Here is a 16,731-nt window from a genome sequence, read left to right as displayed (position 1 = left end):
CCGTCAAGCGGTTCACTCCTGCCTTTTGAAAGGGGCATCCCTCATGGCAAACATGGTCACCGTCGGCTCAGCCGAGACCCAGACCGAAACGGCCGCACCCACTGCCCGGACTGAAGGCCATCACCGGACACGCATCGCCCTCATCGGCACCGGTGGCCGCTCGGAAATGTATATCCGGGCCATCTATGGGCAGCACTCGGACGTTGCGGAACTTATTGCGCTCTCCGACGTCAACCCGGGCCGGGTGGACTTCTACCAGGAGCTCATCAAGGAGCTTGGCGGAACAGAACCCGTTGCATCCTTTGAGCCGGGCCAGCTCACCAGCTTCATCCAGTCCAACGACATCGAGCGCGTCATCGTCACGACGCCCGACTACACCCACGCGGACTACATTGTTGAGGCGCTCGAGGCGAGTGCCGACGTCGTGGTTGAAAAGCCGCTGACGATTGACGTTGACGGATGCCGCCGTATTACGGAAGCGGTGGCGAAGACCGGCAAGAACGTGGTGGTGACGTTCAACTACCGCTACTCGCCGCGCAACACGGCACTGAAGGAAGTCATCAAGAACGGCGTGATCGGCAAGGTCACCTCCATCGACTTCAGCTGGGTCCTGGACACCGTTCACGGCGCGGACTACTTCCGCCGCTGGCACCGTGAAAAGAAAAACTCCGGCGGCCTGCTCATCCACAAGGCCTCCCACCACTTCGACCTTGTTAACTGGTGGATCAACGATGTTCCGGAGCGCGTTTTTGCCTCCGGTGGCCTGCGCTTTTACGGCGACAAAAACGCAGCAGAGCGCGGCTTGGGAGCACGTCCGGAGCGCGGCACCGTAGATGGCCTTGAGCACGATCCCTTCCGCCTGGACATGCGCGACGACGAGCGCCTGAAGGCCCTGTACTACGACAACGAAAAGTTCGACGGCTACATCCGTGACCAGGACGTCTTCACCGAGGGCATCACCATCGAGGACAACCTGGCCCTCGTGGTGGACTACCAGGGCGGCCCGACGCTGAGCTACTCGCTTAACGCCCACAGCCCGTGGGAAGGCTACCGCGTCACCGTCAACGGCACCGAAGGCCGGGCTGAACTCGAAGTGGTGGAACGCGCCGCCGTCGAGTCCAGCACCGACAAGAAGACCGTGGTGGACCCGAGCGCCACTCCCATCGAGGAAGAGGATGCCGTACGCCGCAACGGTGAGCGCCTGGTGGTCCAGCGCCACTGGGAAGCTGCCTACGAAGTTCCGATCGTCAACGGTGAGGGCGGCCACGGCGGCGGCGACAACCTGCTGCTTTCGGACCTTTTCAATGGTCCCGGCATTGATCCACTGGGCCGTCCGTCCGGCTACATCGACGGACTCCGTTCCGTGTCGGTGGGCATTGCCGGCAACCAGTCCCTGGACACCGGCCAGCCCGTTCGTATCAGCGAACTGGGACTCGGCGCCGACCTCAGCCGCAGCCAGGCCTGACCGGTTCACTACCAATCAAGGACAAGACCATGAGCAGGATTTTCGTTACCGGAGGTTCCGGCCGCCTGGGACGCAGCGTTGTGGCTGGACTGGCAGACGCCGGCCACAAGGTGATCTCGGTGGACCGGGACGCCATCCCCGCGGAGCAACTGCCCGCCGGAGCCGAGCAGTACACCGCTGATCTTTTGGCACCGGGGGAAGCGGAGCGGCTCATCCGCGAAACAGCGCCCGACGCCGTCATCCACCTCGCTGCTATTGCCGTACCTTTCAGCGCACCCGAGGACGTCATTTTCAGCACGAACACCCGTCTCGCCTACGCGGTGGTCAGTGCCGCTACCGAAGCGGGCGTCCCGAAGATCGTGACGGCGTCCAGCCCCACCGCCCTGGGTTATGGCTCACCGGCAGGGTGGCTGCCGCCGTCGTTCCCTCTGAACGAGCAGACACCGCCCAAGCCTTGGAACGCCTACGCGTTGTCCAAGCTGATCGCCGAGCAGACCGTGCAGATGTTCGCCGCAGCACAGGGCGACAAGATCCGGTACGCGGCATTCCGCCCGTGCTACGTCCTGTCCCCGGAGGAATGGGAAGGCGCCCTGACGCAACAGGGGCACACCATCCGGCAGCGACTGGACGATCCCGCATTGTCCGCACCGGCCTTGTTCAACTATGTGGACGCACGGGATGTGGCTGACTTCCTGGACGTGCTTTTGCAGAAGATGGACAGCATCCCCAACGGCCAGGTCTTCTTTGTTGGCGCCAAGGATGCCTTGGCTACCGCGCCCCTGGCGGAATTGTTCCCGCTATTCCTGCCTGGCAGCGGACCGCTCACTGAACACCTGACCGGCACCAGCCCGGCGTTCTCCATCGACAAAGCCCGCGAGCTCCTCGGCTGGGAACCCAAGCGTTCGTGGCGCACCGAACTCACCCCGCCGTACGAAGGCGCGGACACTGCGTCTGACCACCAGAACGCCGCAGCACTCAACCATGCAGCACTCAATGACGAGAACCACGCCGGACTGGTCCCGGCGGGAGCAACCAAGGAGACCCCATGAAATTCGACGGCGTACTGTTCTTCCCCGTCACTCCCTTTGCTGAAGACGGCACCGTAGATGTGGCGTTGCTGAAGGAGCACATCACCTCCCGCCTGCCGTTCGGTCCCGGCGGTGTCTTCCCCGCCTGCGGCACTGGCGAATTCCATGCCCTGTCCATCGATGAGATCCGCACCGTGGTGACCGCCGCCGTCGAGGCTGTTGCTGGAGCAGTTCCCGTGGTCTCCGGTGCCGGTGGACCGTTGGGTCACGCCATCGCGGCAGCCAAAGTGGCCGAGGAAGCCGGCGCGGATGCCCTCCTGGTGCTCCCGCCCTACCTCGTCACAGGTCCCACGGACGGTGTAGTGGCCTACGTCGAGGCCATCGCCGCCGCGAGCAGCCTGCCCGTGATCGTGTACCACCGCGGTACGGCCAAGTTCACCGCCGAGGCCATCACGCACCTCACCGCCAACCCGAAGGTTGTTGGCTTCAAGGACGGAATCGGCGACGTCGGCCTGGCCCAGGAAATCGTCTCCGCGATCAACGCCAGCGGCCGCACCGACTTCGCCCTGTTCAACGGCCTGCTGACCGCAGAGCTGACCCAGGGTGCCTACCGTGGCCTCGGCATTCCGCTCTACTCCTCGGCAGCGTTCGCGATGGCCCCCGAAATCGCCAAGGCCTACTACGACGCCTACGTCTCCGGTGATGAAGAGCGCCGCCATGCTCTGCTCGAAGGCTTCTACGCCCCGCTGGTCCGGCTTCGCGACCAGACCCCGGGCTTTGGCGTTTCCCTCATCAAAGCAGGCCTGCGCCTGGCCGGGCTGCCTGTTGGCCCGGTCCGTCCTCCGCTGGTGGACCCCAGTGAAGAGCAATTGCTGGAGCTCAAGTCCATCCTGGCCAAGGGCCACGAGCTGGCTGGCAGCTGATGACGGCCCGCATCACGGGCCTCACCACCCGGCTGATCACGGTTCCGCTGCTGCGCAGCTGGGGCGCCGAGGCACCCGAGAACCATGTGATCGTTACAGAGCTGACCACGGACGACGGCGGCAGGGGCCACGGTTTCTCATGGACACCCACCATTGGTCCCCAGGCGGTCAAAGCCCTCTTGGATTACGACATTGCAGCGTTCATCCTTGGCCTCGAAGCCAACCCGGAGATGGTGTGGGACCAACTCTGGAAGCGGCTGCATGAGGCCGGTGGGGGAGGCCTCACCACCATCGCAATGGCCGGCGTGGACCTGGCCCTGTGGGACCTGAAAGCACGGCAGGCGGGCACCTCGGTCACAGGACTGTTGGGCCAACGCCGGGAATCGGTGGAGGTTTATGGCTCCGGAGTGAACCTCCATTACACCCTGGAGCAGCTCGTGGAGCAGGCACAGCGATGGGTTGCTGCCGGGCATCAGGCCGTGAAGATCAAGGTGGGCAAGCCCGAACTCCGTGAAGATGCCGAACGCGTTGCCGCTGTCCGGCAGGTCATCGGCCCGGACCGGTTGCTCATGATCGACGCCAACCAGCGTTGGGACCTGGCCCATACCTTCCGTGCTTTGGACGTCTTGGGGGAGTACGGACTGGAATGGCTGGAAGAACCGATCCGGGCCGACGATCTCTGGGCTTACCGGCGTTTGCGAAAGCACTCTCCGGTACCCATTGCCTTGGGGGAAAACGTCCACACCATCTACCGTTTCCGCGACTTCATCGAAGCCGAAGCCGTGGACATCATCCAGCCCAACATCGTCCGGGTGGGCGGCATTACGCCGTTCCGCAGGATCGTTGAGCTGGCCCGGGCCAACAGCATCAGGGTGGCGCCGCACCTGCTTCCGGAGCTCTCCGGGCAGCTGGCGCTCACCCTTGCCGAAACCGTAAGCGTGGAGGACGTGGAAGACGCGTCCTTCGAACAACTCGGAATACTGGCCGGGCCTTCGCCGGTACGGATCAACAACAGCAAGGGCCAGAGCACACTGAGCAGCACAGGCCGCCCCGGACTGGGCTTTGACTTCGCCGGAGCGCCCGCACCGCCGCTGCCCGCATCTGAGAGCGCCGCATCTGAGACCGCCGCCCCTGAGAGTAAAGGAAACTGCATTGAGTACAGCAACTCTTGACCTGACAGCCATCACCGCCGCAGCCACGGCAGCAGCAAAGGTGACCGCAGCAGCAACCGATGCCGAGCGCGCGGCCTGGCTGACCGCCGTCGCCGACGCCCTGGACGCCAACGTCACCGAACTGGTGGCCATCGCCGATTCCGAGACGAGCCTGGGCACCGTCCGGCTCACCGGGGAGGTGGCCAGGACCAGTGGCCAGCTGAGGCTGTTTGCCAAGGTCATCACCGAGGGGTCCTACCTCGAAGCCGTGATCGACCACGCCGACCCGGCCTCCACACCGCCGAAGCCCGACCTGCGCCGCATCCTGCGTCCGATCGGTCCGGTAGCTGTGTTCTCGGCGTCGAACTTCCCGTTCGCTTTCTCCGTGGCCGGTGGAGACACCGCGTCGGCACTGGCAGTGGGTTGCCCGGTGGTCGTCAAGGCGCACTCGGGCCACATCCGTCTCTCCGAGCGGACCGCCGAGATCGTCACCGATGCCCTGGCCAAGGCCGGCGCGCCGGAAGGGATCTTCGCCCTGGTGAGTGGCCGCGAGGCGGGCACCGCCTTGGTCCAGGACCCCGCCATCAAGGCCGTTGGCTTCACCGGCTCCATTCCCGGCGGGCGCGCACTGTTTGATCTCGCGGCCTCCCGTCCGGAGCCGATCCCGTTCTACGGTGAGCTCGGCAGCCTGAACCCCGTGGTCATCACTGCGGAGGCTTTGGCCGAGCGTGGCCGGCAGCTCGCCGCAGGCCTTGCCGGTTCATTCACGATGGGCGCGGGCCAGTTCTGCACCAAGCCGGGACTCGTGTTCATCCCGGCCGGTACTGACTTCGCCTCGCACCTGGCCGAGGCCAGCAAGGACAAGCCCACCGCTGCCATGCTCACCGAGCGCATCGCCGAGGCCTACCCGGACGGACTCCGTAACGTCGCAGACCAGCCGGGTGTCGCCGTGGTCAGTGGCACCGTGCAGCAGGACAGCCTGGCCGACGGCGCCGCACCGGTGGTGTTCTCCACCAGTGCAGCCAACGTGCTGGAGCGCCCCGACGAGCTTTTGGAGGAGTGCTTCGGCCCCACCACGCTGCTTATCGAGTACGCCAACCAGGAGGAACTGTCCGCGGCCCTGGCCAAGGTTCCGGGCAGCCTCACGGGCACGGTGCACGCGGAACCGGGTGAAGACGTCTCCGCACTTGTGGAGCAGCTCAGCGGTTTGGCTGGCAGGGTCCTGTTCGACGGCTGGCCCACAGGTGTTGCCGTGAACTGGGCCCAGCAGCACGGCGGCCCATACCCGGCCACCACATCGCTGTTCACTTCCGTAGGGGCTACCGCTGTACGCCGCTTCCAGCGTCCGGTGGCCTACCAGGATGCTCCGGAGACCGTCCTGCACCCGGCCCTGCGCGACGCCAACCCCCTGGGCATCCCCCGGCGTGTGGACGGCGTGCTGACGCTCAGCTAAACCACCACTTGGGTCACGGGAGACGAAAGGGGCGGGATCACCACACCGGTGATCCCGCCCCTTTCGTGTGAGGAGTCAGGCGTTACGGGCGCAGCGTCAGCGGACGACGGCGGCCGTCCACGTCGGTGGTCGGCCACCGGTCGTCGGTGGTCAGGACGCGCACGCCGGAATCCGTGAGCAGGACAGTGTCCTCGATCTTTACGCCGGGCCCGGACGGGTTCCACGTGAAGGGCTGGTTGAGCACCACCGTATCCGTGGCCTCTGAAGTGACCCGCGGATCGCGGCCTGCATAACCGGCCGGCCCGCCCTGGTGATGCAGCGTCCACTGATCTTCGCCGAAGCCATGCCGCGCGTAAGCCAGCTTGATCTCGGCGAAGATCCCATTGAGCCGGGCTCCGGGGACCGTGGCACGGAAGATGTCGGCCTCCACGGCGGCAATCCGGGCCTCGGCGTCGAGCTCCTGGGGCGTACCGGCGTCGAACGCTACCCACCGGGTCACGTTGGCAACCAAGCCATTCCGGCGGGCGCACACCACCGCCATGGCGCGCCGTCCAATGGGGGAGTGCGTAGCCAGCGGATGGCGGAAGTCGCTGCGGGAAGCACCGTTGCAGAGCAGGACCAGCGGCTCGGCGCCCACCGCCACAATCCGCGCGGCCAGGTCCGAGACGAGCTGGAACTCCGTAGTCTCCGGGGTTGCCGCGGTGAGGACATCCGTCATGGCAGCGGCGGCATCAGCGGACAGCCCGGCATAGCGGGCAGCCTCGGCCGGGAGCATTTCCTGGCGGGCCGCGCGCAGTTCTGCGGTGACGGCTGCTTCCACCAAAGGGTCACCATCAACGGCAAGGCCAGCCGCCGCCGCATGCAGTTGACCGTGCCACGGCACGGTGTGAAGGCTGACGCCGTCGGGCAATTCCTCGGCAGCGATGCGCCCGGCCTCGTTGTTGAACGTCACCAGGTGGTCGCCGTCGCGGTCCACCAGGAGGGCTGCGATGGGGTCGCCGGCCAGGCTGATGTGGACACGGCTCCCATCCAGGTACCAGGTGAGCGCTGTGTTGGTCGTCAGAAGGAGCGAGTCGCGGCCTGCGGCGTCCAGGATATCCAGCACACGCCGGCGCTTCACTGCGCGGTCTGCGGCGTTGCCGGGTGCCGTGCGGGCTATGGCGCCCGCCGGCGTCGATGCCGGTGTTCGTGCCTGGTCGGCTAACGGCGTGGATTGAGTGGGCGTGGTCATGCCGGTTCCCCCAAAGGTGAGATGAGTTGTTCAATGTCTTGTGTTGCCAGGAAGCCGTCCGTGACGAGCACGGTGACCGTCCGGTGGACCGGGTTGCCGGGCGCGGTGGTCACCGGTGCGTCCCAGGCCAGGGAAAGTCCGACGCCGGGATAGCCCGAGTGCCGCACGAACCACGGGTCCGGTGCCTGCGGTGCGGCAAGGAACACCAGCGTTGCCGGGTGCCCCAGTCCAGGGTCGCCGGTGACGCGCGCGGCGCTGGCCGTTCCGGCGTCGAAGGTTCCCGACCATGCCAACCACGGCGCCGTGGTGCCGTGAACAGCGTCCTCGCCGCGCGAATCAGGGGTCCAGATGGTGGCATCGCTGACTTTCGGCAGCCGCCAGAAGAAGCCTCCATAACCACCCTGTGGCCGCCCGTTGGAACCCGGGCTTCCCAGCTGCACCGGACGTCCGCTGGCGGGTTCCAGCGTGAAGTCGAGCGTCAGTTTCCACGCTGAAAGCCCGACGGCGGCCCAGCGCCATTCGCGCTGTTCGCGGAGTATTGGTGATCCGTCGGGACCGAGCCAGCTCAACTGTTCGCGCCGATGTCCTTCAGCGTGGTCCGCGGAGTCTGTGACGATGCGGCCGTGGTCCTTCAGCCAGACGTAGGCGCCGGCGTCCCTGGTGTAGGTGCGCCCGCCCCAGAAGTTGATGCCGTCCACGTCCTGGATGGCGACGCCCGCGCCCAGATGCCACACGTGGTCTTCCGGGACGTGATCCGTCACCACGGTTCCCGCAAGTGTTCGAACGGGGTGCAGGTAAGGACGGGGTGACGACGTGGGGCGGATGCTGTTTCCGGCCTGGAGCATTGCGACGGGCGTGCCATTGACGCGGAATTCGGCCAGGTTTGAGGGGACGGCCCCAGAGCCGACATCGGATTCCGTCCACGGCGCTCCGAGCTCAGCAAAGGTGGCTTGCCCCAACGCTGCCCGGCGAATCAACGATTCGATGCCGCGCACCACGGGGTGGGCGTCGTCGCCCTCGCCTTCCCACGTGACGTAGTCCGGGTGGATCAGCCGGGGAGCCTCTGCCGTGCGGATCGCCTCGAGCACCGACACATACGCGCCGACGCCACTGAGGGGGCTGAGGAGATCCTCCTCGCTGCTGGCGGACAGCAGGTTCTCCAGCAGGTCGGTCCGTCCGAAGGTCTCGCTCCGGACACCATGGGCTGTGGTGATCTCAACCCGGTCCTCTGTATAGAAGAGCGTCAGCTGCCCCAACGTGCCGTAGATGGTGACTGCGGGCGCCGACTGCACCGGTGCGCACAACGTCAGGGCACACGTCAGCACAGGGCCTCGCATCAGCACGGGTCCTCCCGGCAATCCAGGGCGGCTGGTGGTTCGGACCCTCACCACTGAAGTGTCGTCGCTCTCGGTGTCATTGGCCCGGTAGAGGTCCGTCTCCACGGAGGCAACGTCGGATGCCGTTCGTGCCCCGGCAAGCCGGAGCCCCGTCGCCACAGCGTGTGCCAGGGCGTTGGTGACCACGCCGTCCACCACGTCTGTCCCGTTCAGGCTGCGCTTGCCGGCCCAGCGGGAACGCTTGAAGTAGGACTGGGTCCTCAGCCACAAACCTGTTGCGCTGAGGCCCCGGACCTCACCAATTTCCCCCGCCGCCACCAGTTCTTCAATGGCGGGAAGGGCTTCGGAGCCAAGGCTTTGGAACCCCACCTGCACCAAGCGGCCGGCGCTCGCGGCCGCTGCCATGACTTCTTGGTACTGCTCCATGGAAGCCACCGGGGGCTTTTCCAGGTACACGTCGGCGCCGGCCTCGAGTGCAGCCATGGCCAGGGGCGCATGCGTTTGGATCGGCGTGGAAATGATCACGACATCCGGCTCGACTCCCGCCGCCAACAGCGCATCGAGGGAAGGGAAGACCTCAACTCCGGGGCCAAGTTTTCCGTCGGCGGGAGGACGCGGATCGGCGACGGCCACCAGGTCCAATGCACCGGCAGCAGCCAGCCGATCCAGGTTGTCGAGGTGCCGTTCGCCGAAACCGTGGACACCCACCAGTGCGACACGGGGGAGCCGGGAGTGAACCTCCGCAGCGGAGACTGTCAGGGGCTGGGTCATGAGGCTGTCCTAGTGGGGTCAGGTGCGGGGGAACTGCCGGAGGGGGTCGGTTTCAGGGCGGCGGCAAGGAAGGCCGCGGCCTCGTCCTGCATGGCCTGGGTGAAGACATGGGGTTCCTGCCAAAGACTGCCGGTGTACCGGGAGGGAAGGTTCTCCACCAGGTGTTGGTGGGCATCGCGCATTCCTTGTTCAGGGAAAAGCTGGTCAGCCATGCCGTATTGGACCAGGATCTTGGCGGTGGAGCGCGTGGCCAGGTCCGGCCAGTCACCCAGCTTGGCTAGACCGGGGGAGTGCAGCAACCACGAGTGGGCATCCAGGTACGCCGGCAGCAGCGAGCCAAAGGTGGTCATCATGCACGTCACCACGTAGCTGCGGATCAGGGGACTCAAGGCAGCGAGCACCATGGCACGCCCGCCTCCGCCGGAGAAGCCGAGGCAGCCGAGTCGTCCGGGATCCACCCCCGGGAGCGTCGCGAGGATGCCCAGCGCGGCAAGGTCGTCATGCGCCACGGTTCCGGCGATACTGCTGCCGAGCAGGGTTGCGGCTTTGGCCACGGTTTCCTCGTGGGCGGCTGCGGCCGCGTTGTATTGTTCCGCTGCGGAAGGTTCGACGCCGGACTCCCGCCAAAGTGCCCGCTGCCCGTTAACGGCGGTGGCGGTCCGCCAAGGCAGGGTGTCAAGGCCAAAGCCCCGGCTTCCCCACATGAAAGTGTCGTGGGCCAGCACTGCGAAGCCCTGCTGCGCCATCCAGGTGGCGAGAGCACGGCCGTCATAGAGTTTCGTTCGCACCTCGGCCGGGAGGGAGTTATCCGGAAGGGCCACGAGCCGTTCCGCGCCGTAGGCCTTGACTCCGCCATGGCAGTGCAGGGCGAGTACGCCGGGCAGGGGGCCGGTTTCCCCGGCGGGCCGGACGAACCAAGCCGCTGTCCTCGGCCCAAAGCCCAACTGCCATGACAAGTGGGAGGTGGTGACGTCGTCGTGCACTGTCTCGGAGTGCACCGTGTACTCAAGGTCCGGTGTTACGGAAGGGACGCCAAGTGTGTCGGCCAGTTCCTGGGCGGCCGGAGAAGCCGCGTTGAAGCGATGGCGGACGGCGTAGTCCGGCCAGTCTTCGTAGCGCGTCAATGCGCTGGGGCGGACGGGCGTATCTTCCATGTCAGCCGCGCTCATGGCAGTGGCAGTCGGTGGGGAACAATGATGTCCTGCCTTTTCGATGCATCAAGGTGTGCGGGGGCGCACGCCGGACCTCTTCAGCGTGGGGGAAATCGGATGGGGCGGCTTCGTCAGAAAACGCTTTCTCAAAAATTAGCAAAAGGCTGTACATGGGTCAAGAAAACGTTTACTTTGGTACGGAGCCGCTGAAGCCCGGGAGTTGCACTCCGGTCCTTCAAGGGGAAGGGCCGGAGCGTCGGCGTCCCGGAAGGCAAGCACCAACCAGACTCGAAGTCCGTGGATGGCCACGATGACCAAAGGAGACCACATGGCCGCTGTACTGCACACGGGGACGCCGCAAGGCGTTCGCGGGCCGGCGAGGGGGAAGCGATGAGCGCCATAGGCGAACTCTCAACGATGACCCGCCGCAAGGGCCCCATGACCAAGGAGGAGAAGAAGGCGAACGGCCGCGACAACAAGGCCGCGTACATCTTCCTTTCGCCGTGGTTGGTGGGTTTGGTGGCCATCACTGTTGGCCCCATGTTGATGTCGTTGTACCTGTCCTTCACGGACTACAACCTTCTGCAGCCGCCTGAATGGGTGGGCCTGGATAACTTCGTCCGCATGTTCGGCGATGCCCGGCTTCACAACTCGCTGGGTGTGACCTTTACGTACGTGCTGGTGGGTGTTCCGCTGCAGTTGGCGGTGGCGCTGATCATTGCACTGGTCCTGGACAAGGGTCTCCGCGGGCTTCCGTTCTACCGGTCCATCTTCTACTTGCCCTCCCTGCTGGGCGGCTCCGTTGCCGTTGCCATCCTGTGGAAGCAGATCTTCGGCACCACCGGCCTGGTCAACCAGGTCCTGGCGATGGTAGGCATCCAAGGCCCCGGTTGGATCTCCGACCCCAACACCGCCCTCGGCTCCATCATCCTGCTGCACGTCTGGACCTTCGGCAGCCCCATGATCATCTTCCTGGCCGGCCTGCGACAGATCCCCGTGATGTATTACGAGGCGGCCGAAGTTGATGGTGCCACCACGTTGCAGAAGTTCTGGCGGATCACCCTGCCGATGCTGAGCCCCATCATCTTCTTCAACCTGGTGCTGCAGATCATCGGTTCGTTCCAGTCGTTCACCCAAGCGTTCATCGTCTCCGGCGGCAACGGCGGCCCGTCCGACTCCACCATGTTCTTCACCCTTTACCTGTACCAAAAGGGCTTCGGCCAGTTCGATATGGGTTACGCCTCAGCGATGGCCTGGTTCTTGCTGGTCATCATCGGTGTCTTTACTGCCATCAACTTCATCGCTTCAAAGTATTGGGTGTTCTACGATGACTAAACTCCAAACCCTCCCCGCAGCTTCATCCGACGACGCCAAAGCCGGCAAGCCCGGAAAAAGCCCGCGCCGCCGCGAATCCCGTGGCAGCCTCGCCTTCAGCCGCAGCGCCCGCATCAAAGGCCTGATCAAGCACGCCATCCTGATCGTCGTGGGTGGTGTGATGATCTACCCGCTGCTGTGGATGGTGGTTTCCTCCTTGCGGCCCAACGATCTGATTTTCCGCGAACCCGGCCTCTGGCTGGAAAACCTGGAAATGAGCAACTACACCGATGGCTGGTCCGCGCTGACGCACCCGTTCGGGCACTACATGGTCAACTCGGCAATCGTGGTCCTGGGTTCCATCCTGGGCAACCTGATCTCCTGCTCCATGGCGGCGTACGCTTTCGCCCGGCTGCAGTTCAGCGGCAAGAAGATCTTCTTCGGCATCATGCTGCTGACTATCATGCTCCCGTTTCACGTGGTGATTGTGCCCCAGTACATCCTCTTCTCGCAGATCGGCTGGGTGAACACCTTCTGGCCGCTGATCGTTCCCAAGCTCCTGGCCACGGACGCGTTCTTCGTGTTCCTTATGGTCCAGTTCATCCGCGGTATTCCGAAGGACCTCGACGAAGCAGCCCGCATCGACGGCGCCGGCCACCCCAGGATCTTCCTCCGCGTGATCCTGCCACTGATGGTCCCGGCCCTGGCCACCACCACCATCTTTACGTTCATCTGGACGTGGAACGACTTCTTCGGAGCCCTCATCTACCTGACGGACCCGGACATGTTTACCGTCCCTGTGGCCCTCAGGGCCTTCGTTGACTCGCAGTCGGCCACCAGTTGGGGATCGCTCTTCGCGATGTCCATTGTGTCCTTGCTCCCCGTGTTCCTCGTCTTCCTGTTCGGCCAGCGGTTCCTCATCAAGGGCATCGCCACCACCGGCATCAAATAGGCCGGGAGCAGCGCCTGAAGGGGGCGGCGGTTGCCGCCCCCTTGTGGTGGGTGCCGCCCGGGTCAGGGGTCCACGGCGGTGCGTACCGCCGTCGTCATGCGCACCGGCGATGCTGGGTACCGGCGTCGCGCCCTTCAACAACTAAGACAAGTTTGCATCTTGTAATACAAGATTGTGACTTGTATCATAATTCTCAGCAAGAAAACGCTTTCCCAATCGCATCAGGATCAATGAAGATCGGAGACAACAGTGCCGGTACATCCCAAAGGTGAGGCAGTCGCCCCCGGAGCAGGGGCAACACCTTCGGCTCCCACAGCCCAGGCCCCCACGGCCCAGCGCAGGAAGCGCAGAGTTCGCGCCTCAGCGCTGGTCGCAGCCACCGCAGCAGCCGTCCTCGCCCTCACCGCTTGCGGCGGCGGCGGAGGATCGGACGCCAAGAGCGCCGACGGCAAGGTGGAGCTGCGCTTCGCTTGGTGGGGCGGTGACAAGCGGGCCCAGGTAACCCAGGCGGCCATCGCAGCCTTCGAAGCGGAGAACCCCAACATCAAGATCAAGCCCGAGTACGGCGACTGGAGCGGCTACTGGGACAAGCTGGCCACCCAGGTGGCAGCCAACGATGCTCCCGACATCATCCAGATGGACGAGAAGTACATCACCGAGTACTCCACCCGCGGTGCCCTGTTGGACCTCTCCAAGTACCAGATCGATACCTCCAAGCTCGATGAAGCCGCGCTGGAAGCCGGCAAGGGCGAGAAGGGCCTGACCGGCATCGCTGCAGGCATCAACGCCGCGACTATCCTGGCCAACCCGGCAGTCTTCCAGGCAGCGGGCGTCGCCATTCCGGACGACAAGACCTGGACCTGGGAGGACTTCGAGCGCGTTGCCGCCGAGGTCACCGCAAAGTCGCCCAAGGGCACCTACGGCGCCGCCGCTTACGGCACGGACGAAGCTTCCCTCGGAGTATGGCTCCGCCAGAACGGCAAGTCCCTCTACACGGAGGACGGCAAGCTGGGCTTTGAGCCTTCGGACATCGCCGAATGGTGGGGCTTCCTGAAGGAACTCAGCGAGAAGAAGGCAGTTCCGTCGGCATCTGAGGTTGTTGAAGCCGAAGCCGCTCCGCTGGACCAGAGTGGCCTGGCTACCGGCAAAAACGGCCTGGCTTTCTGGTGGTCCAACCAGCTCCCGGCACTCGAGAAGGCTGCCGGCGGCGAACTCCAGATCCTGCGTTTCCCGTCCAAAACGGGCAAGGCGGAAGACGCCAAGCTCTGGTACAAGGCTTCCCAGTTCTGGTCCGCATCATCGCGCACCAAGCACCCGGAAGAGACTGCCAAGTTCATCGACTTCCTGACCAACAACGTCAAGGCCGGCGAGGCACTGCTGGCAGACCGCGGCGTGTACCCGAACTCCGAGGTCCGTGAGGCCATCGCCCCCAAGCTGGCCAAGGCCGACGTCAAGGTTGTCAGCTTCATCGACGGGATCAAGGGAGAACTTGGCGACGCCCCGGCAGCACCGCCGAAGGGTGCAGGCGCCATCCAGGAAATCATCAAACGCTACACCTCGGAGGTCCTGTTCAACAGGCTCTCCACTGAAGAGGCCGGCAAGAAGGCTGTGGATGAAATGAAGTCCGCCATCAGCTAGCTTTCCTCAGAAAACAACCGCGCCCCGGACGGATCATTCGTGATCCGGCCGGGGCGCGGTTTTTTCTTGCGCGCCACCTGCTTTTGGGTCAGTCTTCCGCGATGACGGCCACGGCTCCGGCGGGGACGACGCCGGTGAAGCGCAATCCGCTGAGCAGTTCGGCACCGTCGGCCTTGACCGTGACGTCTTCCCGGCTGTGGTTGATGGCGAACAGGAAGCTGCGGCCGTCGTCGGCGCGCCGGCGGGAAAGTTCGACGCCGGCAGTCGCCTCGGCCGCGGCCGTCACCCCCGCTTCGTCCACCAGCCGAGCGGTCAGGGCATCGATGCCGGCGGCATCCGGGAGTGTAGCGAGGTACCAGGCCGAACCGGTTCCGACGGATCGGCGCGTCAGTGCCGGGACGCCGTCGAGCGGGTAGTCGGTGAAGGTCGCCAGGACCTCCGCCGAAGCCCCGGCGGACCCGGCAACGTGTACGTGCTCGCTCCACACAGAGCCAGCAGTTCCATCGTTCAACGTGACCGTGGTGCCGGGGAACAGCGGGTGGAATTCCTCGCTGCGGATGCCCAGCAAGTCACGGAAAGCGCCGGGGTAGCCGCCCAAACGGACGTGGTCGCGCTCATCGACGATGCCGCTGAAGTAACTGATGAGGACCGTGGCGCCACGTTCCGCGGCGGAGGAAATCGAGGCAGCGGCCTGGTCCGTCACGGAGTACAAGGTGCAGACGAGGATGAGGTCGTAGCCTGCGAGGTCCGCTGAAGGGTGGACGAAGTCCGCAGTGATTCCGCGGAGGAACAGGGAGCGGTGGAACGCCCGCATCGTATCGAGGTATTTCAGGGAATTGTTGGGGTGCGAGTCCAGCTCCGACGCCCACCAGGCCTCGTAATCGAACACGACCGCGACCCGGGATTCCACCCGCGAACCTTTGACGGGTTCCAGCTTGGCCAGTGCCTCGCCAAGGTCCACCACGTTGCGCCACACCTGGGTGTCGCGGCCACCGTGGGGGACCATGGCCGAGTGGAATTTCTCCGAGCCGGCCTTGCTCTGCCGCCACTGGAAGAACATCACGGCATCGGCACCTCGCGCCACGTGGGCGAGTGAGTTGCGGAGCATTTCGCCGGGCATCTTGGGCTGGTTGTGCGGCTGCCAGTTCACCGCCGACGTCGAGTGTTCCATGAGGATCCATGGCTGGCCGCCTGCTACGCCACGGGTGAGGTCTGCGCTGAACGCAAGCTCGATTTCGCGTTCCGGGTCCGCGGCCACCAGGTAATGGTCGTTGGCAATTACGTCCATGTCCTTGGACCAGTCAAAGTAGTCCAGGGTTTTGGTGGCGCTGGAAACCATGAAGTTGGTGGTGGCCGGGATGGCCGGGGTGACCTGGCGGAGCACGGCCAGCAGTTCGCGGTAGTAGTCCATGAACACCCACGAGTTGAAGCGGGCAAAATCCAGTTGCTGGCCCGGGTTGAGCGTGGTGGGTGCTGCGCCCGGCGGGATGATGTCCTCGAAGGAAGCGTAGTGCTGGGACCAGAACGCTGTTCCCCACGCCTCGTTCAGGGCCTCGATGGAGCCGTAGCGGCGTTCCAGCCAAGCCCGGAAAGCAGCGGCGTCTTCTTCGCCGTGGAACTCGCCAACGTGACAGCCTAGTTCGTTGTCCACGTGCCACAGCGCCAGGGCGGGGTGGTCCTTATACCGCTCAGCGATAACCCGCGTGATGGCGGTGGCGTACTTGCGGTAGACAGCCGACGACGGCGTGTAGTGGCGTCGGGAGCCACGTTCCAGCCGCACTCCTTCCGAGGTAACAGGCAGGATCTCGGGGTATTTGCGGGCAAGCCAGGCCGGGGGAGAAGCGGTGGCGGTGGCGAGCGCCACCTTGATCCCGGCTCCATGGAGGTTGTCCAGGACATCGTCCAGCCAGCCGAAATCGTAGTTGCCTTCGGTAGGTTCCAGAAGGCCCCAGGAGAAGATGGCGACGCTCAGGAAGTTCACGCCGGCTTCCTTCATCAGCTCGACGTCTTCAAGCCGGATGTCTGTGGGCCACTGCTCAGGGTTGTAGTCGCCACCGTAGGCGAGGCCGTTGATGCTGTTCCAGACAGATGGACTGCCGGTGTTTTCGGGGGAGGTCAAGGGGACTCCTTCGTCATGGTGGCGGTTTGGGTCTCTGCTGTCGCTGGTGCGTATAAGAGCAGCGTACCGATGAAATCACCGGCAAACAGGTTCTTTGGAAAACGCTTGCCCAGATTCGCAATTAGGGATATTGTATCGATTCAGAACGAGTGTAAGCGAGATCACTGCCACGTTGTAGAGAACTCGACAAGCTTGCAC

At 64.7% G+C, this 16,731-nt stretch carries 12 protein-coding genes; 8 read left to right on the top strand and 4 right to left on the bottom strand.

Annotated features, from left to right (window positions below):
* Positions 1–52 precede the first annotated feature (52 nt).
* The 5 genes from AYX22_RS17515 to AYX22_RS17495 are packed head-to-tail and all read left to right on the top strand — an operon-like array spanning position 53 to position 6,020.
* Positions 53–1,465 carry a Gfo/Idh/MocA family oxidoreductase gene (locus AYX22_RS17515; protein ID WP_207597635.1) on the top strand — a complete coding sequence of 471 codons (1,413 nt, stop codon included), beginning with the start codon at positions 53–55 and terminating at the stop codon, positions 1,463–1,465.
* A gap of 29 nt (positions 1,466–1,494) precedes the next feature.
* Complete coding sequence (locus tag AYX22_RS17510) at positions 1,495–2,514, top strand: NAD(P)-dependent oxidoreductase (RefSeq protein WP_207594518.1); 1,020 nt, start codon at positions 1,495–1,497, stop codon at positions 2,512–2,514.
* A complete protein-coding gene (locus AYX22_RS17505) occupies positions 2,511–3,416 on the top strand; it encodes a 5-dehydro-4-deoxyglucarate dehydratase (RefSeq protein ID WP_207594517.1) in 906 nt (301 codons plus the stop codon). The genes AYX22_RS17510 and AYX22_RS17505 overlap by 4 nt, the downstream gene beginning before the upstream one ends.
* A complete protein-coding gene (locus AYX22_RS17500; RefSeq protein ID WP_207594516.1) occupies positions 3,416–4,588 on the top strand; it encodes a mandelate racemase/muconate lactonizing enzyme family protein in 1,173 nt (390 codons plus the stop codon). The genes AYX22_RS17505 and AYX22_RS17500 overlap by 1 nt, the downstream gene beginning before the upstream one ends.
* Positions 4,569–6,020, top strand: a complete 1,452-nt coding sequence (locus tag AYX22_RS17495; protein ID WP_207594515.1) for an aldehyde dehydrogenase (NADP(+)) — start codon at positions 4,569–4,571, stop codon at positions 6,018–6,020. Before AYX22_RS17500 ends, AYX22_RS17495 begins: the two co-directional genes overlap by 20 nt.
* Before the next feature lie 82 nt (positions 6,021–6,102).
* Here AYX22_RS17495 and AYX22_RS17490 read toward each other — a convergent pair whose 3' ends face one another.
* Genes AYX22_RS17490 through AYX22_RS17480 form a run of 3 tightly spaced genes read right to left on the bottom strand, consistent with a single transcriptional unit; the run spans position 6,103 to position 10,528 of the window.
* On the bottom strand, positions 6,103–7,251 hold the full coding sequence (locus AYX22_RS17490; protein ID WP_207594514.1) for a M24 family metallopeptidase: 1,149 nt from the start codon (positions 7,249–7,251) through the stop codon (positions 6,103–6,105).
* A complete protein-coding gene (locus AYX22_RS17485; protein ID WP_207594513.1) occupies positions 7,248–9,359 on the bottom strand; it encodes a DUF6807 family protein in 2,112 nt (703 codons plus the stop codon). The genes AYX22_RS17490 and AYX22_RS17485 overlap by 4 nt, the downstream gene beginning before the upstream one ends.
* Positions 9,356–10,528 carry a dienelactone hydrolase family protein gene (locus tag AYX22_RS17480; RefSeq protein ID WP_242703385.1) on the bottom strand — a complete coding sequence of 391 codons (1,173 nt, stop codon included), beginning with the start codon at positions 10,526–10,528 and terminating at the stop codon, positions 9,356–9,358. The genes AYX22_RS17485 and AYX22_RS17480 overlap by 4 nt, the downstream gene beginning before the upstream one ends.
* A gap of 372 nt (positions 10,529–10,900) precedes the next feature.
* On the opposite strand from AYX22_RS17480, the gene AYX22_RS17475 reads away from it, so the two are divergent.
* The 3 genes from AYX22_RS17475 (at position 10,901) to AYX22_RS17465 (ending at position 14,414) form a co-directional block, all read left to right on the top strand.
* The gene (locus AYX22_RS17475; RefSeq protein WP_089596094.1) at positions 10,901–11,845 is read left to right on the top strand and encodes a sugar ABC transporter permease; all 945 of its coding nucleotides are present in this window, start codon (positions 10,901–10,903) and stop codon (positions 11,843–11,845) included.
* Positions 11,838–12,776: a carbohydrate ABC transporter permease gene (locus tag AYX22_RS17470; protein ID WP_207594512.1), complete on the top strand. Its 939-nt coding sequence runs from the start codon at positions 11,838–11,840 to the stop codon at positions 12,774–12,776. The genes AYX22_RS17475 and AYX22_RS17470 overlap by 8 nt, the downstream gene beginning before the upstream one ends.
* A gap of 249 nt (positions 12,777–13,025) precedes the next feature.
* A complete protein-coding gene (locus AYX22_RS17465; protein ID WP_207594511.1) occupies positions 13,026–14,414 on the top strand; it encodes an extracellular solute-binding protein in 1,389 nt (462 codons plus the stop codon).
* A gap of 88 nt (positions 14,415–14,502) precedes the next feature.
* Here the strand turns inward: AYX22_RS17465 and AYX22_RS17460 are convergent, their stop codons facing one another.
* Positions 14,503–16,533 (bottom strand): beta-galactosidase, encoded by a 2,031-nt coding sequence (locus AYX22_RS17460; protein WP_207594510.1) that lies wholly within the window; start codon positions 16,531–16,533, stop codon positions 14,503–14,505.
* Positions 16,534–16,731: the final 198 nt, after the last annotated feature.

The sequence above is a fragment of the Arthrobacter sp. D5-1 genome (assembly GCF_017357425.1).
Taxonomy (GTDB): domain Bacteria; phylum Actinomycetota; class Actinomycetes; order Actinomycetales; family Micrococcaceae; genus Arthrobacter.
The sequence above is the reverse complement of the archived record's forward strand: the minus strand, read 5'-3'. Positions and strand labels throughout refer to the sequence as shown.

Excerpts from the sequence above, each read along its gene's own strand:
- AYX22_RS17500 (WP_207594516.1), top strand. The coding sequence starts at position 3,416 with ATGACGGCCCGCATCACGGGCCTCACCACCCGGCTGATCACGGTTCCG.
- AYX22_RS17510 (WP_207594518.1), top strand. The coding sequence starts at position 1,495 with ATGAGCAGGATTTTCGTTACCGGAGGTTCCGGCCGCCTGGGACGCAGC.
- AYX22_RS17505 (WP_207594517.1), top strand. The coding sequence starts at position 2,511 with ATGAAATTCGACGGCGTACTGTTCTTCCCCGTCACTCCCTTTGCTGAA.
- AYX22_RS17490 (WP_207594514.1), bottom strand. The coding sequence starts at position 7,251 with ATGACCACGCCCACTCAATCCACGCCGTTAGCCGACCAGGCACGAACA.
- AYX22_RS17515 (WP_207597635.1), top strand. The coding sequence starts at position 53 with ATGGTCACCGTCGGCTCAGCCGAGACCCAGACCGAAACGGCCGCACCC.
- AYX22_RS17485 (WP_207594513.1), bottom strand. The coding sequence starts at position 9,359 with ATGACCCAGCCCCTGACAGTCTCCGCTGCGGAGGTTCACTCCCGGCTC.
- AYX22_RS17475 (WP_089596094.1), top strand. The coding sequence starts at position 10,901 with ATGAGCGCCATAGGCGAACTCTCAACGATGACCCGCCGCAAGGGCCCC.
- AYX22_RS17470 (WP_207594512.1), top strand. The coding sequence starts at position 11,838 with ATGACTAAACTCCAAACCCTCCCCGCAGCTTCATCCGACGACGCCAAA.
- AYX22_RS17480 (WP_242703385.1), bottom strand. The coding sequence starts at position 10,528 with ATGAGCGCGGCTGACATGGAAGATACGCCCGTCCGCCCCAGCGCATTG.